This is a genomic window from Bacillus cereus group sp. Bce019, from assembly GCF_051781745.1.
GTDB lineage: Bacteria > Bacillota > Bacilli > Bacillales > Bacillaceae_G > Bacillus_A > Bacillus_A cereus.
The window spans coordinates 37,570-61,756 of the sequence record NZ_JBPWJX010000022.1 but is presented as its reverse complement, the minus strand read 5'-3'; the positions used below and the strand labels follow the sequence as shown (position 1 = coordinate 61,756).

The following is a 24,187-nucleotide window of genomic DNA, read 5'->3' as shown; positions in this document are numbered from 1 at the left end:
ATAAAAAACGGAGGTGGATTTCTATGGACACAGCCACTCACCTTGTTATGGGTATCACTTTAGGTAGCTTAGCAACATTAGATCCAGCCATAGCACAAAGTGATATTGGCCCCCAAGCTGTTATGCTTGCTACAATTGCTGGTTCCAACATTCCTGACATTGACACAGTTCTAAAATTGCGTAATAACGCTAAATATATAAGAAATCATCGTGGGATTACTCATTCTATTCCCGCGGTAATTCTTTGGTCATTCCTTATAAGTGGCATCTCTTTCGCCTTCTTTTCAGAAGCTCCATATCTTCATCTACTACTTTGGTCATTTATTGCCGTCTTTCTTCACGTCTTTGTAGATATTTTCAACGCCTATGGTACACAAGCATTACGACCTTTCACAAAAAAATGGGTCGCACTTGGCATAATTAATACATTCGATACCGTAATTTTCTTTATCCATATACTTGCAATTGCTTGCATGCTCGTCGGTTCTCATAAGGGATATACAGCTTTAGCGGCATATATATTAATGATTGTTTACTATATCGGACGGATTATGATGCACAGAAATATAAGAAGCGTTGTACACAAACGTTTCAAAAATGTCGAAAAGATTATCATTTCTCCTTCTTACCGATTTTATCATTACCATTTAGCAGTCGTTACGGCTGATTATTACTACGTTGCGAGATGGCACCGTGGTAACATCATGATATATGACAAGTTCGATCGGGTACCGTTCCCAGACAACAATATTATGCGAGCAGCTAAACAAGATGAAAACATCTCAGCCTTCCTATCTTTCTCTCCTGTATATCGCTGGGATATTTTTGATCATGACCATTATTATGAAGTACGATTCATTGATTTACGATATCGAAGTAAAGATTATTATCCATTTGTTGCAATCGTTCAGCTCGACCACAATTTAAATATTATTAATTCCTATACAGGATGGATCTTTAGTGAAGAAAAGCTTCGAAAAAAACTGGAATTACTTCCACATTAAAAAAAGCGACTTAAGTCGCTTTTTTTAATGTTTCAAATGATCTTCTTGATTAATTAAATGACTATACTTCGGATTATTTGTCCGCATTTCATGAAGGCGTACACCATGATTATTAATCCATGATCGTACCACTTGTTCCGTCATTTCATCGCCTTGATAACGACCTGATTTTGCATAAGTTGTTTGAAAATCTTCCCATAGTAACTCAACCCACGCACGAGCTTGTGCGTAAGAAAGCTTGTCATTCTTGTCTAATAATTCTTTCGTTAATGTTTCATAAATATCATTCATATTATAATCTCCTTTTACCTATTTATCCCTTCATTTCTAAAGGATAGTTTCTTCAATTTTGCACATTCTATAATTGATACTTCTTAAAAAGGTATCAACCGATAATGAGGAGGGCGTTCGCAATGGGTAAACAAGCCGAATTTTGGTCTGAGTCAAAAAACAACAGCAAAATCGACGGTCAACCGAAAGCGAAATCACGCTTCGCTTCGAAACGACCTAACGGCACAATTAACACGCACCCACAAGAACGTATGCGTGCTGCAAATCAGCAGGAAGAGTAGTACAAATTAAATTAACTTCCTACACGAGGTGATAAAGATGAGCTACCGTGATCGCTTAGATAGTCGTTCTGAATTATTTAACCATACGTGGACTCGTCCAAAACATGCGAAAGCGCAAGTTAACGGACAGACGCAACAAACCCAGTCTCTCATTATATTGGCAAATGAATGTAAAAAACGCCAATTTTAGAATCTCCTATCTCCTTTAACGCCTACCAAAGATGAAAACCAGAGAGATATGTGCTCTCTGGTTTTTATTTTTCTTGCAATAAGGAAATTGGTATGCCAATCTCTTCATTATCATTTTGCTTATATCCCCAAGCAAATACCCCATTGAAATACGTAATTTTAAATAATACACCAGGTTCTTCTACTAATTCATATGTTTCACCAATATGGAACTTGTTTATATCCGTCATATAAGCACGAGCCATTGCCATTTTTCTCATTAATACATCAAATTCATTGACAATCCCAAGCTGCTCAGCTTTTACTGCTTGCTCCTTCAAAGCGCCAATTTCTTCCCTTAGCTCATGCGGTGTCATTTCACTGTAGCGTTTTGGCATATTCATCTTATTCTCCTCATTCCTCTTCGCGTTTCATTTGCAAAAATATCTCGATTTCATCAATAGAGAATCCTTTTCGATATAACGCTTGTTTCATCTTGTTTTCAAATGTCCATCCATCATGCTTCTTATATTTCTCATAATATTTATTCCCATGATAGTGTAACGCTTCTTGTTGCTTTTCGTCATCTTTTTCGTCTTTCAATTCTTCCAAACAAATTTGAATTACTTCTCTAGAATATCCTTTTCGAACAAGCATCTCATCTAACTTTAGTTTCATTTGTAAAAAAGAATGTTTTTGATAAGATTTTTTCTTCTTCTCTATGAGAAACAAGGCATTCTCAATTTGCTTTTCCTTCGGATATTCTTGTAAACTATGTGTAATAATTAAATCCTGAACACCTTTATTTAATAACTCTCTTTTAATAACAGTTGGACCTTTTCGATTCACATTACTTTGCGTTCGCGTATATAAAACAGCATACTCTTTATCATTAATATATCGGTCATGTAATAATTTCGAAACGACTTCAGAGATGATGGCCTGTCCCACTTCTTTTTTTCGTAAAAAATCTTCTATTTCTTGTTTTGTTCTCATTTGATAGGATAAATAGGAGATTGCTTGTAAATATGCTTTTTGTACTTCTTCATTGTACAAAATATTCCCTAACTCGATTTCATCAATTTCTAAGCCCTTTTGTAATCCATGTTTTATTAAGATTACTTGATCCACACTAAATCCGTACTCTTCGCCTTGACCTTTATCAATATAAATATTAAATCGTTCTTTCGATCGTTTTTGTACTTCTATTTTTGTAATGACAGCCATACTCTCACCTCTCTATTATTTTAACATAGTCGAGGAACATTTTTTCTTTTCAAGAATATATATAATGAGGAGGAAATACTTGTGAAAATCGCAATTTCTGGTGGTACAGGCTTTATCGGTAAATCCCTTTCTACTTTTTTTATTCAAAAAGGATATACTGTTTACATTCTCACACGAAAAAAAACTACTGAAACTTCCGACCCTAACCTTCAGTATGTTCAATGGACACCAGATTTACAAACCTTCCCCCTCTCTTCTATTGATGTAGTTATTAATCTAGCCGGAGAGTCTATTAATAGTAGATGGACAAAGCAACAAAAGAAAGCCATTTTAAACAGTAGAATTCAAACAACAAAAGGACTCATTAAACAATTGCAGGGACTCCATACAAAGCCACACACATTTATTAACGCAAGTGCTATTGGATACTACGGAACATCTGAAATAGAGTCTTTTACAGAACAGCATGAGACTCCTGGAAATGACTTTTTAGCAAATACAGTATATTCATGGGAACAAGAAGCATCTAAAGCACGTTCTCTCGGAATACGAACAATCTACGCAAGATTTGGAGTCGTATTAGGTGCAAATGGAGGAGCTCTTCCAAAAATGCTACTTCCCTATCAATTCTATATCGGCGGCACCATTGGTTCTGGGAAGCAATGGTTATCATGGATTCATATAGACGACGTCGTTCGTATGATGGATTTCATCATACACAAAAAAGAAATTGATGGTCCTCTTAATATGACAGCACCAACACCCATAAGAATGAAGGAATTTGGAGAAAACATTGCAACTATAATGAACAAGCCTCATTGGTTGCCTGTACCTTCATTTATCATTCAAACTTTATTAGGTGAAATGAGCATACTTGTACTAGAAGGGCAACGTGTATTACCCATTAAGGCAATTGAACATGGATACCAATACACATTTCCGGCAATAGACCATGCATTACAAAATATACTTTCGCATACAATGTAGTACTTCTAAAACACAATTTCACATGGGCTCTTTCAAAACTTTCATTTTCTAGGATCCGAAGCATTACCATACAAATAACCTTTCAGTTACTTTCCCTTAACTTCCATTAGCATTATAAAGTAACAGAAATGAGGTACCTATGAAAATATTGCTCAAACAAGCCATTGTATACCCTATTACATCTCAAAAGTTTCAAGGCGATGTACTCGTTACAGGAGAGCGAATTACCGAGGTCAAACCTTTTATTCAACCTACTCAAGATATGACCGTTATAGATGCACGAGCACTCCATCTCTTACCTGGCTTTATTGATGTCCATACTCACCTTGGTCTCTATGATGAAGGCACTGGTTGGGCTGGAAATGATGCCAATGAAACATCTGAAGTTTCAACACCACATATTCGTTCTTTAGATGGAATCCACCCTTTGGATATCGCCTTTCAAGACGCTGTACAAAACGGAATTACAACCGTTCACGTTATGCCTGGCAGTCAAAATATTATCGGGGGGACTACTTGTGTAATAAAAACAGCTGGAACTTGTATTGATCATATGATTATTCAAGAACCTGCTGGTTTAAAGATTGCCTTTGGAGAAAATCCTAAAAAAGTCCATAGTAATGGAACAAAAGAATCCATTACACGTATGGGGATTATGGGGTTACTTCGGGAATCATTCTATGAAGCACAACACTACGGGCACGAAGCTGATTTTCGAATGCTTCCTATTTTAAAAGCATTACGTCGTGAAATACCCGTACGTATCCACGCTCACCGAGCAGATGATATTAGTTCTGCGCTACGCTTTGCAACGGAATTCAACCTCGATCTACGTATTGAACATTGTACAGAAGGACACTTTCTTGTTGAAGAGCTTTCGAAACATAATTTGAAGGTTTCAGTTGGTCCCACTCTGACACGTCGTTCTAAAATCGAACTAAAAAACAAGACATGGGATACTTACCATATATTATCTAAAAATGGTGTGGAAGTTTCTATAACAACAGATCATCCTTATACACCCATTCAATATTTAAATATTTGTGCCGCTGTCGCAGTAAGAGAAGGATTAGACGAGAAAACAGCACTAGAAGGAATTACCATATTCCCAGCGCGAAATTTGCGTTTAGAGGATAGAATTGGAAGCATCGAGGTTGGAAAAGATGCCGATCTCGTGTTATGGACTCATCATCCTTTCCATTATTTAGCCAAGCCTGTACTAACTATGATTGATGGAAAAATAATTTACAAAAAAAATAAAAAAAACTAGTTTATTTTTTTGACTAGATAAAGTATTATACGATTATAAACTGAATGAAACCATAATCAATTTGTGTCGTGATTATCATTTTCAAATTGATGAATGGGGAAGGCAAATGGTGCGCCACCAGCGTTAGAAACTGGTTCTAGTGGGTTCGATTCCCACCCCGAAATTTTTTAAAGATTGATATAAAAATTTCGAGGGTGGGGTGTTTTTTCGTCATGCTACCCTCGTGTGAGGAGGAGTTAGTATGTTGAAAAAACGCGACTTACACGACAGCCACGTTCTATACGAGTTAATGGTGGATCCAGCTGTCTTCCCTTTTGTGCGTCAAAAGGCTTATTCTTATGAAGAATATTTATTCTTAACAAAACAAACGATTGAAGCTGAAGAGCGTGGTGAATTAATTTCACGCACAATTTTAGATGAATGGGGTAACCCTATCGGAACAATTACTTTATTTGATGTGCAAGAAAAAGCTGGATTTCTCGGGACATGGCTTGGCAAACCATATCATGGAAAAGGCTATAATAAATTGGCAAAAGATTCATTTTTTAGTGAACTTTTCTATGAATTAGATATTGAAACAATTTTCATGCGTATTCGTAAAATAAATATTCGTTCTATTAAAGCTGCAGAAAAACTGCAATATGTGAATCTAGCAAACGAAACAAGAAAAGCCGTATATGATGAAATTAACGCAAACGAAGAAGTATATAACTTATATGAAATTCCAAAAGATCAATACACACTTGCTACAATGCGAGATACAACCTTCCAAGATGCTCATCAATTAAAAGAAGCATAATCTAAATTTTCTGAAATGATAATCAATCATTAACATTTTCCATATGCGTATATCCCCTCATGTCTTTGGAAACGATAAATAGTAACTTTAAGACACGAGGTGATTTGTAATGGATAAAAAGAAACGTGATAAAGCAAAAAACACATTATCTAGTACACAAGAAGTTCTCTATCAACGCGAATTTCAAAAAGCAGATCGTGCAGCAGGATATCGCTCGAAAAGCATTTAAAGTGAAAATGAATAATTAGAAGTTTCCCCCCTAATTATTCATTTTCATTACATAATTTTCTCGATTGATAGAAGTAAGCAAAAAAGCCCCTTATACATAAGGGGCTTTTTTGCTGTGGACAACTTTATCCACAAAACCAACAGAATTGTTAGTAATTTTCAAAAACATTTAATATTTTTCTATATTAAAGCATATATCAGCTGTTTTAATTGTGGATATTTTTCTAAAAATTGTGGACAATGTGGATATAGTTGTTAATATTCCGACTTTACTGTTTAATGAAAGCGTAATCCTTTTGTGGATAACTGGCTGAATTTTCTTTGAAAATAATAAAGAACCCTCTTTACATATACAAAGAGGGTTTCATATTAAGTAAAAGATTGTGCAAGAGCAGGTGATTTAATAGGTATATGACGCGGTTCTGCATGATTTTCTGCCAAAATTGCATCTACAATATGACCAGCTGGCTCTGGAAGATAGATGCTTTTCATTGCTTCTTTCATTTGAAGAAGCTTCACATCATCTTGTAATAATGCCTCTGTTTTTGCAAAAACCTCACTATCATCGCGAATGACAACTGCTGCTCCCTTTCTTTCAAAGTACATCGCATTTTCATTTTCTTGTCCTGGAACAGGCTTATATAAAATGACAGGTACTTGCAACGCTGCTGCTTCACTTAATGTTATTCCGCCTGGCTTCGTAATCATACAAGAAGTAACACGGAATAATTCATCAATATTTTCAACATACCCAAACACTTTTAATGCATCGGAATTTTGCTTCTGTAAACTTAATAAATCCTGTTTTAAAGCTTCATTTTTCCCACAAACGACAACTACTTGTAAATTAGGCACTGACATAAATGATTGGCATAGTTCTTTTACATTTCCTAATACCCCATGAGCACCTGCTACAATTAGTAAAATCTTTTTATTCTTACATAACTGATATTTAGTATATATGATTTCTGGATTTACCTTTAACTCAAAACTACTCCGAATTGGAATTCCTGTTTCAACAATTTGTTCCGCAGGTACACCGATATCAACCATCAATTCTTTCACATGATCCGTTGCAACAAAATAACGATCTACTTCTCGATGAATCCATATTTTGTGCACGCAAAAATCCGTTAATACGTTATAGACAGGAATTGAAATACCTGTTTGTTTCTTCAATTCTGGTACAGCGATAATTGGAAATGTATTAATTACAATATCTGGTTTCTCCACCTGTAATAGTGTTTTCAAACGTTTTCTTCCAAAGTTCGCATACCAAGATGCTATTTTCTTATCATAAATTTTTTCTACCCCGTAATAAAACAAACGATATAATTCTTTTCCTATTGTATAACTTTTTAAATATAGATATTTTGTAATGTCAGTTATAAATGGATGTGATTCTCCAAACAAGTCGCATACAATAACATCTTCAATTCCTTTTTGGCGAAATGTTTGTTCTAATGTTTTTGCTACTTGCACATGACCATTACCGTAATGTGCAGTTAATATTAAAACCTTGGGGTTTTTTATCAAACAAATCCACTCCTAGCTTTTTGTTTCTCCATATTGCATATACGACAATAGGAAAAACATTTTCCTTAAAAATTACATAAACAGATTCTAATAATTCCCTTTCAGCTATGTACCTGTCGTGGATATGCAAAGCATATAAGATTGACCCCTTAATCCTATCTGTGCTCATATCTTTACATTATACTTTCCTATAAGAGCTTTCGCAATAACTTACAAATGTTCTCTATTCTATGATACTCACTCTTTTACTTCTTAATTCTTTTTACTATTTTGATTTCCCTTTACAATTATGTAAATTTCTCCATTTATTCCGTACAAAATTATGGATATTCTACTTTCAGTATACTCTTTTATCAATATATACTCTAGATTTTATTGTAAAGAAAGCAAAAAGCCTAATCCAATATTTGGATTAGACCGCTTGTAAAATATATTTAGCATGTTCTACATTTTTCTCAGTAGGTGGTTCTACATTTGCGAGTGGATACTTGTGTCCAAGCGCCTCCCATTTATATACACCAAGCTTATGATATGGTAACACTTCAACTTTTTGAACATTAGACAGACTTTGAATAAAGCTAGATAGTTTTTGTAGATCCTCTTCATTATCCGTAACACCAGGAACTAATACGTGTCGTACCCAAATCGGTTTATTCTTATCCGATAAATAACGAGCAAATTGTAAAATATGTTCATTTGGTTTCCCTGTTAATTTACGATGCTTTTTGGAATCGATATGTTTCAGATCCAATAAAACTAAATCTGTATAATCCATTAAAATATCTAGCTTATTTTGGAATTCTGGTTCCTCAGAATAACAACCACCAGAAGAGTCGATTGTTGTATGGATACCAGCCGCTTTACACTTTTTAAACAACTCAATTAAAAAGTCTAGCTGTAATAATGGCTCTCCACCGCTAACTGTTATACCGCCTCCGGAAGCTTCAATAAATGGAAGGTAACATGTCACATCCTGCATCACTTCTTCAACTGTTATTTCTTTACCTTTACCGATTTCCCACGTATCAGCATTATGACAATATTGACAACGTAATAAACACCCTTGTGTAAATATGACATAACGAATCCCCGGGCCATCAACAGTACCACAAGACTCTACAGAATGTATTCTTCCTTTTACCATGTTACTTCCTCCTTTATTGAAACAGCCTCCCTTCGCTATATATTAAGAGCGAAGGGACACTTTTTTCATTTACATGCTTTCATGCATTGTACGGTTAATTACATCAATTTGTTGTTCACGAGTTAATTTAATAAAGTTTACAGCATAACCAGATACACGAATTGTTAATTGTGGATACTTCTCAGGATGTTCCATTGCATCCATTAATGTTTCACGGTTAAATACGTTAATATTTAAGTGGTGCCCTTCTTTTACTGCATAACCATCAAGCATTGATACTAAGTTACGTACTTGTACATCATCTTCTTTACCAAGTGCTTTCGGAATAATAGAGAACGTATTAGAAATACCATCTTGTGCATCTTCATATGGTAATTTAGCCACAGATAATAATGAAGCTAATGCACCTTTTGTATCACGTCCATGCATTGGGTTCGCACCTGGTGCAAATGGTTCTCCAGTACGGCGGCCATCTGGAGTATTACCAGTTTTCTTACCGTAAACAACGTTAGATGTGATTGTTAAGATTGACATTGTATGAACAGAGTTTCTGTATGTTTTATGTTTACGAAGTTTATTCATAAATGTTTTTACAAGATTTACAGCAATCTCATCTACACGATCATCATTGTTACCGTATTTAGGGAAATCTCCTTCAATCTCGAAGTCAACTGCAATACCATTTTCATCACGAATTGGTTTTACTTTTGCGTATTTAATTGCACTTAATGAATCTGCTACTACAGATAGACCAGCGATACCTGTTGCCATTGTACGAAGAACGTTTGTATCATGAAGTGCCATTTCAATACGTTCATAGCTATATTTATCATGCATGTAATGGATAACATTTAATGTGTTTAAATATAGACCCGCTAACCATTCCATTGTCATATCAAACTTATGCATAACTTCTTCATAATTTAATACTTCAGAAGTAATTGGTGCGTACTCAGGACCAACTTGTGCTTTTGACTTTTCATCTTTACCACCGTTAATCGCATATAATAATGCTTTCGCTAAGTTTGCACGAGCTCCGAAGAACTGCATTTGTTTACCGATTCTCATTGCAGATACGCAACATGCAATACCGTAATCATCGCCGTATTCAGGACGCATAATGTCATCATTCTCATATTGAATTGCTGATGTTTTAATAGACATTTTCGCACAGTAGTTTTTAAAGTTCTCTGGTAATTGTTTAGACCAAAGAACAGTTAAGTTTGGTTCTGGAGCTGGTCCTAAATTATCTAATGTATGCAAGAAACGGAATGAGTTCTTTGTTACTAATGGACGACCATCTAATGCCATACCACCGATAGATTCAGTTACCCAAGTTGGGTCACCAGAGAATAATTCATTATAATCAGGTGTTCTTGCGAATTTCACAAGACGTAATTTCATAATGAAGTGATCGACAATTTCTTGTACTTCTTCTTCTGTTAAAGTACCATTTGCTAAATCTCTTTCAATGTAAATATCTAAGAATGTAGAAGTACGTCCAAGACTCATTGCAGCTCCGTTTTGTTCTTTAATCGCTGCAAGGTATGCGAAGTATAACCATTGGAATGCTTCTTGTGCATTTGTTGCTGGCTTAGAAATATCGAAGCCATGAGAAGCAGCCATTTCTTTTAACTCTTGAAGTGCACGCATTTGCTCAGATAACTCTTCGCGTAAACGCATCGTATCTTCGCTCATTACACCACCAGTTAAATTCAAATCAGCTTTTTTCGCTTCAATTAAATGATCAATACCATATAACGCTACTCGGCGATAGTCACCGATAATACGTCCACGTCCGTATGCATCTGGAAGACCAGTAATAACACCTGATTTACGTGCATTTCTCATTTCTGGTGTGTATGCATCAAATACACCTTGGTTATGAGTTTTTCTCCACTCTCTAAAAATACGACTAAGTTCTTTATCCATTTCGTATCCATAAGATTCACAAGCTTGTTCTGCCATACGAATACCACCATATGGTTGTAAAGAACGTTTAAATGGTTTATCAGTTTGGAAACCGACTACTTTTTCAATATCTTTATTTAAGTATCCTGGGTCATGTGATGTAATAGAAGAAACAATTTTTGTATCCATATCAAGAACGCCACCGTTTTCACGTTCTTTCGTTGTTAAATCCATTACTTGATCCCAAAGTTGTTTCGTTGCTTCAGTTGCTTCTGCTAAGAAAGATTCGTCCCCTTCGAAAACGTTTACATTATTTAAAATGAAATCGCGAACATCAATCTCTGCTTTCCATTTTTCACCTTTAAAGTTTTCCCATGCGTTTTTAACATTTTCTAATACTTGAGTCATCCTAATCTCCTCCATTTTTGATTAGTACAGGACTAAGATTTTTTATATAACAGCTTACACACTTAGAATACTACTTTTTTACGAAAGTGAACGAAATAGTTGTGACATGTTTGTGAAATGTTGAGCAAACTACTATATATATAGTGTTAACTTCATTTAAAAGTCTTTAAAATTAACCCTTTCCTTAATTGTATTTTTTTGGTATCCTTATATACGAGTCCTATTTTGTAATATAAGAACAATACCCATTGTAGAGCTGTAATACTCTTATCTCCTAATCTGTTATAGTTTTTATAACAGAACAAAAAAGTGTACACATGTTGTACACTTTTTTTGTTACTTCTATAAAACATCTCTTTTTCTATTGCCATCATAGAATCCGCCACGATTGTCTGTTAATGCAATTATTTGATCTAGTCCTTCTATATGATCACCTATAATTCGAAGTACAGCTGGTGGATGACCTATTTTAGCAAAATGTTCACTGGGACGAATACGATTCATCTTATCGACCTCAACACGACTTACACATGCAACTTCAAATCCTGAAAGAATAGCTTTCACTTGGGCTACACACGGCGCCAGTAAAGATCTATACCCAATTTCTTTCAAACACTTACGGCTAAACGCATTCGGTACAGCGATAAGAGAGCCTACGCCTAGATCTTTTCTATCACAAGCTAAATTTAATGCATATTTAAATGCAGTTACAAGATGAAGCGGTACTCTTAAATCTAAATAATGATTTAGATCATTTAATGCAACATCTGTTCCATCTGCAATAGCTTTCGCAAAAGGATATAGCTCACTCGCTGGAATAACAAAATCGCCATCTATAAATAACACAATTTCTCCTTTTGCAAAATACGTTCCAAGTGAGCGCCCCACATCATTTCCGAGTGCTTCTTTATATACAATTGTCGTTGCCCCTTTGTCTTTTGCAATTTTTTTCGTTTTATCTGACGAACCATTTACGACAACGATAATTTCGAAGGGTTCAATTTTGCGAAGCTCTTCTATAACGTTTCCAATTGTTTTCTCTTCATCTTGTACGGGAATAACAACCGATAGTTGCTTTCCTTTATAGAAATCAGATGTAACACCCCACCCTTGATAAAACTCTTCAAAACTTAAAGTATGATAGACACTATCCCTTTTCCTATTTCCATCATAATATCCTCCGCGCTCATCACTGCTTAATATCCGTTCTGCTACTGCTTCTATATGATCACCTATCATTCTTTTTTCAGATTGGGAAAGATTTGTCCCATATGCAGCATGCTGGAATGGACGAAATTTATTCGGCGTAATAACGTCAATAGCACAATGACGACTAATTCTCCATTTACTTTGAACTAGGCGTAAATGAGCCACAATAGGATTAACAAAACATTCATATCCGATGCTTTGAACGACTTCTTTCGTCAGCGCATGAGGTACATCTAATAAAGAATTCATTTTTAATTCTTCACGCTCTAACATTGCATTTAATATTTGGCGCCATACTGTAATAGAAGTGGTTTTTTGCCTTTTTAAAAATAATGCATCCAAATTATTTAAAACTACATCTGCCTGATCGTATAAAATCGGATTAAGGAATAATTTTAATTTTGAAGTTGGAATAGCAAAATCACCATCTATAAATAGTAATACATCACCTATCGCATGTTTTGCGCCTACTGCACGTCCAACATCGTTCCCTAGTAGCTCTGTATGCTTGATTACTTTACACCCTAAACGATCTGCAACATCTTCTGTTCCATCATTACAACCGTTTGCTACTACAATGATTTCTACTGGATTTAATGGTCTTACCGATTGAATAACGTCTGAAATCGTATCGACCTCATTACATGCAGGAATAATAACAGATAATGACTTAGCCATTGTTTTGTTCACGAAACCACTTAATTGTTTCCTTCAATCCGTTTTCCCACGTTACTTTCGCCTGAAATTGAACAAGCTCTTTTAATTTTGTTACATCTGGTCTTCTATTTGGAATTTCTTCAAAACCATGAGGATATACTTCTTCAAAAGGCACTTGTACAATCTTCGAAGAAGAATTCGTTAATTTTTTAATTACTTCTGCTACTTCTTTTATGCTCTTTTCATTCTCAGAACCTATATTAATAATCTCACCATTTACCTTCTCATCCATTGCCCGAATCGTTGCCTCTACCGCATCACTTACATACGTAAAACAACGTGTCTGCTTTCCATCTCCATATACGAGAATGTCTTCTCCTTGCAGTGCCGCGCGGATAAATCGCGGGATTACTCCTGCATATGGACCATCTTTCGCTCTTGGACCATAAATATTAAAGTATCGAACAATCGTTACTGGTAAACCTTCTAATGCGTACCCTAAACATAATGTCTCTTCCAACGTTTTACAAACCGCATAACTCCAACGAATTTTAGAAGTTGCCCCGTACAATCGATCTCCCTCTTCAGAGAAAGGCGGCTTGGCCTTACCATATACTTCTGAAGTAGAAGCAAAAACTACTTTCTTCTTTCCTTTTAGCGCTGCTTGTAAAATATTTCTCGTCCCATCAAAATTCGTTTCTATGAGCTCTATACTTTTTTCCATTGTTGTTTTCACACCTAAAATTGCTGCTAAATGAAACACGACATCATGCTGATCTACTAATTCATAAATAGAATTTTTATCTAAAACACTTATTGGAATAACACGGATTTCTTTCATTAACTCTTTATGGTACTTATTTTTACCTTTATAAAAGTTATCCACAACAGTGACCTCATAACCTCTTCTCATCAACTCTTCAGCTAAATGTGACCCAATAAATCCGGCCCCACCTGTAATTAAACATTTCTTACTCATTTACTCACCTTCTTTACAATCCCGCGTGTATCTATTACTCGATCCATTCCTTTAAAAAGCTTCCAATCAATATTAGAATGATCCGTTAAAATTAAAATACAATCCGCTTTTTTAACTTTTTCTTCATCTAAAGAAACAGATTGGTACACCTTATCTCCAATTTCCGCGGAAGAAATATAAGGATCATGATATTCTATCTCGTATCCTTGATTTCTTAATAATTGAATAATCGGTAACGCTGGTGATTCTCTCAAATCATTTACATCTTTTTTATACGCAATCCCTACAATTAACACCGTTGCAGGTAATTGCACCACACTTTTTACTTTCCGGACCATTTTCTCTGGCATTTCTTCATTAATTATATGTGCAGCCTCAATTAATTGACTAATTGCCCCATTCTTTTTTATTCTCCATTGAAAATATAAAGGGTCTACGGGAATACAGTGTCCCCCTATCCCTGGCCCTGGCCAATACGGAGTAAACCCAAATGGTTTTGTAGATGCCGCTTCAATGGCCTCATAAAAATCAATGCCTAAACTTTCACATAGTGTGTTTAGTTCATTTACTAAAGAAATGTTAACTAAGCGCTGAATATTTTCAAATAGCTTGCACATCTCTGCTACTTTCGGAGAGCTAACAGGTACAACTTCGTCAAAAATGGTACTATATAAATCCTGTACCTTTTGTTTACACTTTTCTGTTTGTCCACTAATAACTTTTGGAATAGCTTGAACTGAATATTGACTATTTGCTGGATCAATTCTCTCAGGGGAATATCCGATATAGAAATCTTCCCCTACCTTTTTACCATTTTGAGAAATAATAGGTAGGATGACTTCTTCAAGTGTGCCTGGATATGTGGAGCTTTCAAAAATGAAGGTTTGTCCTTTTTGAAGGTTTTGTTGTATATAATGCGAAGCTGAAATGAGGGCACTTAAGTCTGGTTCTCTTTGTTCATTAATTGGAGTCGGGACAGTGACAATAACATAATCACTATTTTGAAAATCAGCAATGCCTTGATCCGGTGTATTTACTGTTAATTTTTTTTTCGTCAATAAACTTTGTAACTCTTTAGAAGAAACATCCGGAATATAACTTTCTCCTTTTATAATTGAGTCTATTTTTCTAATATCTTTATCTAATCCAAGTACTGTATGCCCTCTTTCTGCAAAATGGACTGCTAAAGGAAGGCCAACATACCCTAGCCCAATAATAGCTACTTTACTACTATTCATTTGTATTCTCTTCTTCCCTTCTCAATTGTTGAATTACATCTCTATCTCTATCTCCATCTGTAAAACCACCACGTTCGTCCGTACATTGTAATAAATACGCAACCGCTTCAAGTTGATCACCGAAAATACGATCAAACGCTGAAATACGCCCATTTACAAATTCGTGTTGCTCTGGACGTACTCGATTTGTTTTTATAACATCTACTAACTCTACTGTTGTAATAGGGAATCCTTCTAAAATAGCTTTCACTTGTGCTAATGGCGGAATGATAAGGGAATCATATCCTATTTTCTCTATTACCTTCTTATGAATGGCATGTGGTACAGCAGTTAGTGAGTTATTCCATAAATCTGGTCGTTTCGCTATCAAATTCACAAAGTATTTTCCCATACTAATTGGATCTGCTGGATGAAACATATCTAATAAGCATTGTAAATCATTTAACACCACGTCATTTCCATCTTCAACAGCATGTAAAAATAGAGTGAGTTTTTTTGCTGGAATAACAAGATCACTATCAACGAATAAACAAATATCTGCCGTAGCATGCATGGCACCTATTGCTCGTGCTACATTATGTCCAAGCGCCTTCGTAAATTCAACAACAATAACATTCTCTAGCTTTGCCTGTTTAACAGTCTCAACATCTGCTCCATTCGCGACAACTATAATTTCATCTACACCTGCTTCTTTCACTTCTTTTATAACAGACCTTATGGTTATTTTCTCTTCTGATACTGGGATAATGGCACTATATTTCGCTTTATTCTTTTGTAATAAAACTGGTTTATACTTTCCTACAAACTCTCTATCTCTATTGTTCTCTGAAAAACCACCGCGTTTACCATATGTTTCGATTACGTATTGTAAAGCTCGCAAATGATCACCCATAATACGACTAGTCGCTTTCGGATAAGGAGAGCCAGGTGATGTACCAGTATGCACAGGTCGAACTTTATTTGTGTAGATGACATCAACTGAAGCCATATCAGAAATATCTACTCCTCTAGACATCGCCATCGCTTGAAATAATGCTGGATCTGCTAAATTCCACCACCCCAGTTTTTCAATCACTTTACGACTTATCGCATGTGGTATTGCAATTAAAGATCCTACAACAAACTCTTTCTTGTTCAAATAACGATTTAACATATATTTTCCAACCGTCGTATAATGCGGTCGTACTTTTAAATAAACAGACCATGTTAAGTTATTCAAAACAATTTGATGTCCTTGCTGTATTCCTTTAATAAAAGGATATAATTCTTCACTTCTCATGACGATATCACCGTCTAAAAATAAGACAATTTCACCTTTTGCTTCTCTAGCACCAATTGCCCGTCCCACATCATTACCAAGAGAATCTCTATAATAAATCACACGGCAATTATGCTGTAATGCTATTTCCTTCGTCCCATCTGTAGATCCATTATCTACTATGATAACTTCATATGGTTCGAGCTTTCTTACCTCTACTAAAACTTTTGATAAAGTACTTGCTTCATTATGCACTGGAATAACAACTGACACTCTCATACTTGTATCACTCTTACCCTTCCAAGCGAACATAAGCAATAATAGGAATACGCACAACTACATCTTCTGGTGGTCCATAAGAAGGAGAAGTACGAACAATTACTGCCCCATCCGTCACAGATAAAAGAACGCCTACAATGATTTCTACAGCTGTCACAACTTGCACTAGTTCTCCAACATGGTTACGTAATTCATCAGTAAATAACATATATAACTCTCCTTTCTTAAGCTTCTTTAATTGATATAATACTTGTAAATGGTAATAAAACTTCAGTTCCTATTCCTTCTTGCAATGTTAAAAAGTCATCACCAACTGCTACAATAACACCTGTTAATTGTCCAACTGTCACCGTAATCTCTACGCTTTTACCTAAATACTGCTTTGCAATTTCTTTAAAAGGTGATGTATTGCATTCTTTTAAAATGTTACAAATAATAGATTGAAATCTACTTGATTCAATAACTTCTTCCGTAGCTTGCTTAGAGTTTCTTTGAATAAATCTCGCGAAGTTTTGTGAAAATAAAAGTCTTTCCACAGCAGGCAATAACTTATTATCTAAAAAATAATCTAATTGTCTATTAAACAATCTTGATAATTTATGCCAATATTTTCTGAACAGACACATACACTTCTCCTCCTATTATTTTTAGATTATAAAATTTTACATCCATACATCTTAATGTATACAAAATGGATATTTTTGTGATAGGTAAGACATACATTTTCTAAAAGAAATATTTGTTTCAGAGCATAAAAAAAACTATCCAAAAGGATAGTTTCTTACACTTCAATATTCCGCAATATCGAATAAATGTCATTATTCACTTTACCAAATGATTTAATGTTATTTTGAATGTTAGATAATAAAACAACATATACACTACCATTTTTACTAAATCCGTTTAAGCAATTCCAACCTGGCATTACACCATGATTCGAATAGCTTCCTGGGTCTACGTACCATCCAAACCCGTAATCCTTTTTTCCACCCGTAAACATTTGATCGTAACTCTCTTTTGAAATTAATTTTCCAGAGAATAGTGCTTCGTTAAATAAATATAAATCATGCGCACTTGTGTATATATCACCACAACCATATAGTTGTGACATGCTTGGAATATTAGGTGTTGTCATATTATTATTTACTATTTTATAACCCGTTGATGGGAATCTTGTTTGTTCTAACGCTGTGCCAAAGCCAGAATGTTTCATACCCGCAGTAGCAAAAATATGTTGTTTAATATATTCTTCGAGTGACTGCCCACTTACCTTCTCTGCAATATAAGCAAGTATAGAGTAGTTCGAATCAGAATACTTCCACTTCTCTCCCGGACCACCAATACGCTTTTGATTTCCTATCCGCTTTATCAGTTCTTCATGAGAAATATCTTCTTTTCCCTGCTCATATTCGGGAATCCCTGATGTATGTGTTAATAGATGTTTTAGCTGAATATTATTACCTTGTGGAAAATCTGGAATATACTTCGCAACAGTATCTTCTACTTGTAATTTATTTTGATCTTTCAATTGCATAATAGCAGTTGCTACAAACGCCTTTGAAATAGAACCAATATAAAAAGTCGTCTCTGAATTATTCGGTACTTGCTGCTCTTTATTTGCCATACCGTACCCTTTATTCAAAAGAACTTTTCCGTTCTTCACAATAACAGCTGTCCCGCTAAATCCTGCGTTTTGTAAATACTGGTCCAATTGAGCGTTTTCATTAATTTCTTGAGGTGGTCCTTCAGCAGGTTTCTCCGCTGCTTGCGCTTGCTTCATTTGTTCTTCCTGCTCTTTTTGTTTTTGCTTCTGTACTTCTTGTTTCTTTTTTTCTTCTTTCTTTTTTAACTCTTCTTGTTTCTTCATTTCTGCTGCCGCTTTTAAAGTTTCTTCTTTCTTATTATGCGCAACAATTTTTGTATACATGAAATATACAAGTGATAATAGTAAGACGAGAATGATTGTTCTTTTTATGTATACAATCGGCCGATGTGCTTTCCCATTCGCATTATTTTTTTCCTGATCCATAATTGCTTTTTTCCCCTTACTCACCAATAATTTAATTCCTCTACTAAAGATTCGTTTTAGTAGATTATGGATAATCCATTCTATATCATCCCTACTTTATCACGCACTGCACATATTACCAACCTATATGTACAAAAAAGAAAAAGAAAATTTACAAAAGTAAGATTCCCATTAAATTATTAACAAAAAAAAGAGGATATCCTCTAAAAAATTGATGTTATCAATCTTTTTGGACATCCTCTTATCTCATTATTTATACGTGTTTTTTCATATCATCGGCAACAGATTCAACATTTGTACCTACGATAACTTGTACACTAGTATTACTTAATTTCATAACACCTTTTGCACCAGCACGTTTTAATGCTGCTTCATTTACTTGACCAGCATCTTTTACTTGTAAGCGTAGACGTGTTGCACAGTTATCAATAACTGTTAAGTTTTCTTTTCCGCCTAAAGCTGCTACGTAAGTTTCACCAATTGAGCCTGCAACTGGTGCATCACCATCTTCAACTAACTCATCGTCATCTTCACGACCAGGAGTTTTTAAATCGAACTTCTTAATTAAGAAGTAGAATACTATGAAATAAATTGCTGCGTAAATTAAACCGATACCTGCTAGTAAGACTGGTTTTGTTGCAATACCGAAGTTTAAAGCATAATCGATTGCACCGGCACTAAATGAGAAACCATCATGAATGCCAAGTGATGTTGTAATGAATAAAGAAAGACCTGTTAGTACAGCATGAATACCATATAATACTGGTGATAAGAACATGAATGAGAATTCAATAGGCTCTGTAATACCAGTTAAGAATGAAGTTAATGCTAGACCAGCTAACATACCAGTAACTGCTTTACGCTTTTCTGGTTTAGCAGCTGCAATCATTGCGAAACATGCTGCTGGTAAACCGAACATCATAACTGGGAAGAAACCAGTCATAAACATACCTGCTGTTTTGTCACCTGCAAGGAAACGAGCAATATCACCATTAACAACATTACCTGCTGCATTTGTAAAGTCCCCAAATACAAACCAGAAGTATGTGTTCATTACGTGGTGTAAACCAATTGGGATTAATAAACGGTTTAATAAACCAAATAATCCTGAACCAATTGCACCTAAATTAACAATTCCATGAGCTAATGCATCAATACCATTTTGAATTGTTGGCCAAATTTGTGCAAATAGAATTCCTAATATCAGCATCACAACTGATGTAACAATTGGAACGAAACGTTTTCCAGCAAAGAAACCTAACCATTCTGGAAGTTTAATCTTATGGAATTTATTATAAAGAAGTCCTGCTATAACACCAACAATAATACCACCTAAAACTTTCATATCTACTTTAGTCGATAATTCAGCAGCCTTAGATACTTGTGTCATTGTATCCGCAAGCTTAGATGGATCTACATTTGCGCTATTACCTATTAAATCTTGGACTTTACCTAATTTACCTTGTAATTCAGCAGTTGAATACCCTTTGCTAAGTGCATCAATACTATTTTTCATAACAAGATAACCAATTGCACCTGCAAGACCTGCTGCACCACTACCATCCACTGAAAGACCGATTGCAATACCAATTGCAAAAATAAGTGCTAAGTTATCAAAAACTGCTGCGCCGGCCTGTGCCATAACAGGAATATCAAATACATCTGGTTGCCCTAAACGAAGCAATAATCCTGCTGCTGGTAGTACTGCGATCGGAAGCATTAAAGCTTTACCAATACGTTGTAAAAACTGCAACATTTTAATTCCCCCTAATTAAATTTATGAAATCGTTATCATTATAAGTACGCTTTAGAAAACGCTTTCTATTACATAACCATAATAACATATAGTTGTATAGATGTGTAGTTTTTATTTCTGAACTTTTTATGGATAAATCTCCTATTTCCAAACTGTTATATAAAAGGAAAATTCTCCTTTTTAAAATACAGAATACTCGAAACGAAAGACCTATTATAGCACATTGAACTTTCGTTTTATCATTCCACTTTTTCATGTTATTATTTATTTCCGAGCATATCGGGAAAAGTAAACTTAGTTAATTCAAAATAGGAGCGTTGGTACTATGCAGTGCATTGAAACAAACAACTTACAACAGTTGTTAGAACAAGTAAAACCATATACAAAAAAAGGAAAACTTGCTACTTATATCCCCGAACTAGGAAATGCAAATCCAGACGATTTAGGGATTGCCATTTTCCATAAAGAAACAGAATATATCCATGCAGGCAACTCACAAACACTATTTACTCTTCAAAGTATTTCCAAAGTAATTACACTTGCCCTTGCCCTTTTAGACCGTGGTGAAGAATATGTATTTTCTAAAGTTGGAATGGAACCAACGGGTGACCCATTTAATTCTATTATTAAGTTAGAAACGACAAGTCCGTCCAAACCCCTTAATCCAATGATAAATGCAGGAGCATTAGCTATTACAAGCATGTTAGCAGGAAAAGATAACGAGGAAAAAATGGAACGTATTCTTCACTTTGTACGTGAAATAACAGATAATCCTACTATTAATTATTCCTCTAAAGTTGCCGATTCAGAATTAGAGACAGCTTATCTAAACCGTTCACTTTGTTATTATATGAAACAAAACGGGATTATCGATTGTGATATTGAAGAACTTATGGATTTATATACTCGTCAATGCGCAGTTGAAGTAAACTGCATCGATTTAGCACGTATCGGCTTAATTTTTGCAATGGATGGATATGATCCATATAAAAAGAAACAAATCATCCCTAAACATATTACAAAAATTTGCAAAACATTTATGGTCACATGTGGTATGTATAACGAATCTGGTGAATTTGCAATTCGTGTTGGTATTCCTGCAAAAAGTGGTGTAGCCGGTGGTATTTTTGGCTGCGTAAAAGGAGACATGGGAATCGGTATTTTCGGACCAGCTTTAGATGCAAACGGAAATAGTATTGCCGGTTTTAAAATTCTTGAACTTCTTTCTGCTCAAGAAGGTTGGAGCATTTTTTAATCGCGAGTTATCCTGCTATACTAGCAGGATTTTTTATTTCGCCAAAACCTCACTTTTGTCAGTTATCAATACTCTTACAAAAACAGTGCTGAAAGTTTCTCTATATCATGCATATTTGTTCCCCCCTCCTGAATAATATAGTACAACCTAGCGCTATATGTGGAGGTGTGAAAGATGAAACTAATATTTCAAATGGGAAAACAACCTGTTCTTGAAAAAACAATCCTTCTTTTTATATTGAGTATTGTAGAAAGCTTGAAGTTAAAAGTTGTTTCACTCGACGAAGCTCACCGATACATATTCAATTTAGAAGTACTTGAATTATTAATGGATCGGAACATCGATGATCAAGTACTTGAACTTATTCATTTCGGGATGGGACTTGAAGACATTTATCATGTGCTTCCTGAAGAACTTGAGCATACGATTGAGGAATTAAAGTGGCTTTGCATTCAAGTATTAAGTGAGTACAGTATGCATGAAGAATCCGAACAATTAATTGAAGATATACGGTAAAAAAGCACCTATGTAGGTGCTTTTAATGTTTTTTTAAACTATTTTTATACGCCTCAATATTTACTGGTAGCTCTTCCTCTTCCAAAGTATGTTCATTTACATCTTTATGAATGAACGCACCTTTAGGTGGTTGATGATCATGCCCTTTTTTCTTATGATCAAATGCTTTCCCGCGTCCCATACAAATCCCCCTTTCTTAAAAGAAATCCGTATTAGTATGGAGAAAAGTACGTCGATATATGCAATCTCTTGCTGTATTTCCAAGGAAATACTCGAACCTTGTTTTCTACTCTCCTTACAACAACTGATCAATCCCAATAAGAATTAATAACACTCCTGCGATAACTGTCGCCCACTTTCCTAAGTATTCTGCTAAAAATCGTTTCCCTACATACGCAAAACTACTAATACAAATAAAACTAAACACCCCTGAAATAGTTGCTGTAAGCCAAAGGTTCAGGTTTGTTACTCCAGCATCAAATCCACCTGCAATATTATTAATAGACAACGCAATCCCTAATACAATTGCTTCTGAAAAACTAATTGTTTTAGAACCATCAAAATCTGCTTTTTCTGGATCACGTAAAATTCCCATAAGTACATTACCATCTTTAGAGCCTACGGTATTTCTTTGCCCCAAGAAAGGCTGGCACAAAATAAACACCCCGATTATCCCTAAAACGATTGCTCCAATCAGGTTTGCTGTAAACTCTGAAATAAATAACGCAATCCAGTTCCCAAAAAATCCAGCTAATAAAGTAAATAAAAACCCAAAAAATGCGATGATAAAATTGTTGAACCACGAAATTCTAATTTTACGAATGCCATATGCAATCCCAACACCTGCATTATCTAAATTAGAAGCAATCCCGATTAAAAAAATTGAAAATAGACCTGCCGTACTCATAAATAGCCACCCCTTTTCCTCACTTTTCCATGCATCTTATGAAAATGTTGAGCAACTGTGCCTGTCTGTTTCATATACATGTAATAAATGCTCAACATTTTTTCAACAATAAAAAGGAGTGCCTTCGCTATGCCTAAAGAAAATCCAAATGAGCGGCTTAGTAGATTAATAAAAAAACTTTTAAAAGAACGTGCCTTATCTATGCGCCAACTCGGAATGCTTACAAATATTGATCCCGCAACAATCTCAAGAATTATGAATGGTAAACAACCGCCAAAACAAAAACACCTACAAAAATTCGCAGAATGTCTGCAAGTTCCACCCCAATTGTTATTTGATGAAATGTATCCTGATTCTCCTCACATTAATAAAGAAAAGACGGATATGTACACATCTCTTGATACCATTCAGCAAACTCTGCAATCCTCTAACTTATTCGATTTCGATTACACTACAACTCGCGTAAAACAAGAACTCGAAAATTACGAACGCTATGCCCAGACAACAGAAGGCGAAAAACGTATTCATGACAGTTTTGCAAGCAAATTAGAGCAAATTGATAGTGCTGGTCCTTTTATTGAACAATTAACAGATATGTATCAACAATTTTGTAATGAAACCATTTCAAAAGAAGAACGTGCAGTTCTTGGGAGCGCATTACTTTATTTCATATTATCGACAGATATTATTCCCGACTATCTCTTTCCAATTGGCTATTTAGATGATGCGATTGCCGTTGAATTAGCGAAAGAGAAATTAATTGAAATGAAACGAAAGACATAGAAAAATAAAGAACTATTTCAGTTGTTTATATTCAACACTGAAATAGTTCAATAAAAAATCGTACAAG

27 protein-coding genes and 1 pseudogene are annotated in these 24,187 nt (G+C 35.0%); 10 read left to right on the top strand and 18 right to left on the bottom strand.

Translation table 11 applies throughout. The annotated features are described in order from the left end of the window. The first annotated feature begins 23 nt into the window (after positions 1 to 23). Positions 24 to 1,004: a metal-dependent hydrolase gene (locus ACS2QP_RS23210; protein WP_000379111.1), complete on the top strand. Its 981-nt coding sequence runs from the start codon at positions 24 to 26 to the stop codon at positions 1,002 to 1,004. Positions 1,005 to 1,028: 24 nt separating this feature from the next. On the opposite strand, the gene ACS2QP_RS23205 is transcribed toward ACS2QP_RS23210, so the two are convergent. Continuing rightward, on the bottom strand, positions 1,029 to 1,295 hold the full coding sequence (locus ACS2QP_RS23205; RefSeq protein WP_000998166.1) for a YfhJ family protein: 267 nt from the start codon (positions 1,293 to 1,295) through the stop codon (positions 1,029 to 1,031). 122 nt (positions 1,296 to 1,417) lie between these two features. Here ACS2QP_RS23205 and ACS2QP_RS23200 point away from each other — a divergent pair, with 122 nt between their 5' ends. Together ACS2QP_RS23200 and ACS2QP_RS23195 are read left to right on the top strand one after the other, a co-directional pair. Continuing rightward, a complete protein-coding gene (locus ACS2QP_RS23200) occupies positions 1,418 to 1,576 on the top strand; it encodes a small, acid-soluble spore protein K (protein WP_000517891.1) in 159 nt (52 codons plus the stop codon). A 37-nt stretch (positions 1,577 to 1,613) separates the two neighbouring features. Next, positions 1,614 to 1,766 (top strand): YpzG family protein, encoded by a 153-nt coding sequence (locus ACS2QP_RS23195; protein WP_000122093.1) that lies wholly within the window; start codon positions 1,614 to 1,616, stop codon positions 1,764 to 1,766. A 64-nt stretch (positions 1,767 to 1,830) separates the two neighbouring features. On the opposite strand, the gene ACS2QP_RS23190 is transcribed toward ACS2QP_RS23195, so the two are convergent. After that, a complete protein-coding gene (locus ACS2QP_RS23190) occupies positions 1,831 to 2,148 on the bottom strand; it encodes a YfhH family protein (RefSeq protein WP_001057020.1) in 318 nt (105 codons plus the stop codon). Positions 2,149 to 2,158: 10 nt separating this feature from the next. Next, positions 2,159 to 2,971: a recombination regulator RecX gene (gene recX, locus ACS2QP_RS23185; RefSeq protein ID WP_000268502.1), complete on the bottom strand. Its 813-nt coding sequence runs from the start codon at positions 2,969 to 2,971 to the stop codon at positions 2,159 to 2,161. A gap of 81 nt (positions 2,972 to 3,052) precedes the next feature. On the opposite strand from recX, the gene ACS2QP_RS23180 reads away from it, so the two are divergent. The 4 genes from ACS2QP_RS23180 (at position 3,053) to ACS2QP_RS23165 (ending at position 6,256) form a co-directional block, all read left to right on the top strand. Then, positions 3,053 to 3,958, top strand: a complete 906-nt coding sequence (locus ACS2QP_RS23180) for a TIGR01777 family oxidoreductase (RefSeq protein WP_000684382.1) — start codon at positions 3,053 to 3,055, stop codon at positions 3,956 to 3,958. Between the two features lie 139 nt (positions 3,959 to 4,097). Continuing rightward, positions 4,098 to 5,228 carry an amidohydrolase gene (locus ACS2QP_RS23175; RefSeq protein ID WP_000698319.1) on the top strand — a complete coding sequence of 377 codons (1,131 nt, stop codon included), beginning with the start codon at positions 4,098 to 4,100 and terminating at the stop codon, positions 5,226 to 5,228. 241 nt (positions 5,229 to 5,469) lie between these two features. After that, a complete protein-coding gene (locus ACS2QP_RS23170) occupies positions 5,470 to 6,027 on the top strand; it encodes a GNAT family N-acetyltransferase (RefSeq protein WP_000914737.1) in 558 nt (185 codons plus the stop codon). 109 nt (positions 6,028 to 6,136) lie between these two features. After that, entirely contained in the window at positions 6,137 to 6,256 is a 120-nt protein-coding gene (locus tag ACS2QP_RS23165; RefSeq protein ID WP_000358482.1) for a YfhE family protein, read from the top strand. Between the two features lie 368 nt (positions 6,257 to 6,624). Here the strand turns inward: ACS2QP_RS23165 and ACS2QP_RS23160 are convergent, their stop codons facing one another. The 13 genes and pseudogenes from ACS2QP_RS23160 to ACS2QP_RS23100 form a co-directional block, all read right to left on the bottom strand. Next, positions 6,625 to 7,791: a diglucosyl diacylglycerol synthase gene (locus ACS2QP_RS23160; protein ID WP_000594691.1), complete on the bottom strand. Its 1,167-nt coding sequence runs from the start codon at positions 7,789 to 7,791 to the stop codon at positions 6,625 to 6,627. A gap of 412 nt (positions 7,792 to 8,203) precedes the next feature. Further along, the gene (gene pflA, locus ACS2QP_RS23155; protein ID WP_000238458.1) at positions 8,204 to 8,935 is read right to left on the bottom strand and encodes a pyruvate formate-lyase-activating protein; all 732 of its coding nucleotides are present in this window, start codon (positions 8,933 to 8,935) and stop codon (positions 8,204 to 8,206) included. A gap of 69 nt (positions 8,936 to 9,004) precedes the next feature. Then, the gene (pflB, locus tag ACS2QP_RS23150) at positions 9,005 to 11,254 is read right to left on the bottom strand and encodes a formate C-acetyltransferase (RefSeq protein WP_000195471.1); all 2,250 of its coding nucleotides are present in this window, start codon (positions 11,252 to 11,254) and stop codon (positions 9,005 to 9,007) included. 152 nt (positions 11,255 to 11,406) lie between these two features. Then, complete coding sequence (locus tag ACS2QP_RS23145) at positions 11,407 to 11,628, bottom strand: hypothetical protein (protein WP_002094217.1); 222 nt, start codon at positions 11,626 to 11,628, stop codon at positions 11,407 to 11,409. Further along, positions 11,597 to 13,141, bottom strand: coding sequence for a glycosyltransferase family 2 protein (locus ACS2QP_RS23140; RefSeq protein ID WP_013141734.1), 1,545 nt, complete (start codon positions 13,139 to 13,141; stop codon positions 11,597 to 11,599). The genes ACS2QP_RS23145 and ACS2QP_RS23140 overlap by 32 nt, the downstream gene beginning before the upstream one ends. Then, the gene (locus tag ACS2QP_RS23135; protein WP_000037017.1) at positions 13,134 to 14,099 is read right to left on the bottom strand and encodes an NAD-dependent epimerase/dehydratase family protein; all 966 of its coding nucleotides are present in this window, start codon (positions 14,097 to 14,099) and stop codon (positions 13,134 to 13,136) included. The genes ACS2QP_RS23140 and ACS2QP_RS23135 overlap by 8 nt, the downstream gene beginning before the upstream one ends. Further along, positions 14,096 to 15,337 carry a nucleotide sugar dehydrogenase gene (locus tag ACS2QP_RS23130; RefSeq protein ID WP_001088925.1) on the bottom strand — a complete coding sequence of 414 codons (1,242 nt, stop codon included), beginning with the start codon at positions 15,335 to 15,337 and terminating at the stop codon, positions 14,096 to 14,098. Before ACS2QP_RS23130 ends, ACS2QP_RS23135 begins: the two co-directional genes overlap by 4 nt. Then, on the bottom strand, positions 15,330 to 16,874 hold the full coding sequence (locus tag ACS2QP_RS23125) for a glycosyltransferase family 2 protein (protein WP_438882898.1): 1,545 nt from the start codon (positions 16,872 to 16,874) through the stop codon (positions 15,330 to 15,332). Before ACS2QP_RS23125 ends, ACS2QP_RS23130 begins: the two co-directional genes overlap by 8 nt. A gap of 13 nt (positions 16,875 to 16,887) precedes the next feature. Beyond that, positions 16,888 to 17,082, bottom strand: a complete 195-nt coding sequence (locus ACS2QP_RS23120) for a hypothetical protein (RefSeq protein ID WP_000899470.1) — start codon at positions 17,080 to 17,082, stop codon at positions 16,888 to 16,890. A gap of 16 nt (positions 17,083 to 17,098) precedes the next feature. Further along, entirely contained in the window at positions 17,099 to 17,500 is a 402-nt protein-coding gene (locus ACS2QP_RS23115) for a hypothetical protein (protein ID WP_000335532.1), read from the bottom strand. A gap of 155 nt (positions 17,501 to 17,655) precedes the next feature. Continuing rightward, on the bottom strand, positions 17,656 to 18,903 hold the full coding sequence (locus tag ACS2QP_RS23110) for a serine hydrolase domain-containing protein (protein ID WP_033691709.1): 1,248 nt from the start codon (positions 18,901 to 18,903) through the stop codon (positions 17,656 to 17,658). A gap of 253 nt (positions 18,904 to 19,156) precedes the next feature. After that, on the bottom strand, positions 19,157 to 20,659 hold the full coding sequence (gene nagE / locus ACS2QP_RS23105) for an N-acetylglucosamine-specific PTS transporter subunit IIBC (RefSeq protein ID WP_000938900.1): 1,503 nt from the start codon (positions 20,657 to 20,659) through the stop codon (positions 19,157 to 19,159). Positions 20,660 to 20,800: 141 nt separating this feature from the next. Beyond that, a pseudogene (locus ACS2QP_RS23100) lies at positions 20,801 to 20,915 on the bottom strand (transcriptional regulator). A 69-nt stretch (positions 20,916 to 20,984) separates the two neighbouring features. On the opposite strand from ACS2QP_RS23100, the gene glsA reads away from it, so the two are divergent. Both glsA and ACS2QP_RS23090 read left to right on the top strand, forming a co-directional pair. Then, a complete protein-coding gene (gene glsA / locus ACS2QP_RS23095; protein ID WP_001149850.1) occupies positions 20,985 to 21,914 on the top strand; it encodes a glutaminase A in 930 nt (309 codons plus the stop codon). 174 nt (positions 21,915 to 22,088) lie between these two features. Next, positions 22,089 to 22,430, top strand: coding sequence for a DUF3969 family protein (locus ACS2QP_RS23090; RefSeq protein ID WP_000766604.1), 342 nt, complete (start codon positions 22,089 to 22,091; stop codon positions 22,428 to 22,430). Positions 22,431 to 22,452: 22 nt separating this feature from the next. Here ACS2QP_RS23090 and ACS2QP_RS23085 read toward each other — a convergent pair whose 3' ends face one another. Continuing rightward, complete coding sequence (locus tag ACS2QP_RS23085) at positions 22,453 to 22,611, bottom strand: hypothetical protein (protein ID WP_000532409.1); 159 nt, start codon at positions 22,609 to 22,611, stop codon at positions 22,453 to 22,455. 114 nt (positions 22,612 to 22,725) lie between these two features. Further along, positions 22,726 to 23,337: a sporulation membrane protein YtaF gene (gene ytaF / locus ACS2QP_RS23080; protein WP_000100726.1), complete on the bottom strand. Its 612-nt coding sequence runs from the start codon at positions 23,335 to 23,337 to the stop codon at positions 22,726 to 22,728. 129 nt (positions 23,338 to 23,466) lie between these two features. On the opposite strand from ytaF, the gene ACS2QP_RS23075 reads away from it, so the two are divergent. Further along, the gene (locus ACS2QP_RS23075) at positions 23,467 to 24,120 is read left to right on the top strand and encodes a helix-turn-helix domain-containing protein (RefSeq protein ID WP_025687072.1); all 654 of its coding nucleotides are present in this window, start codon (positions 23,467 to 23,469) and stop codon (positions 24,118 to 24,120) included. The last annotated feature ends 67 nt before the right edge of the window (positions 24,121 to 24,187 follow it).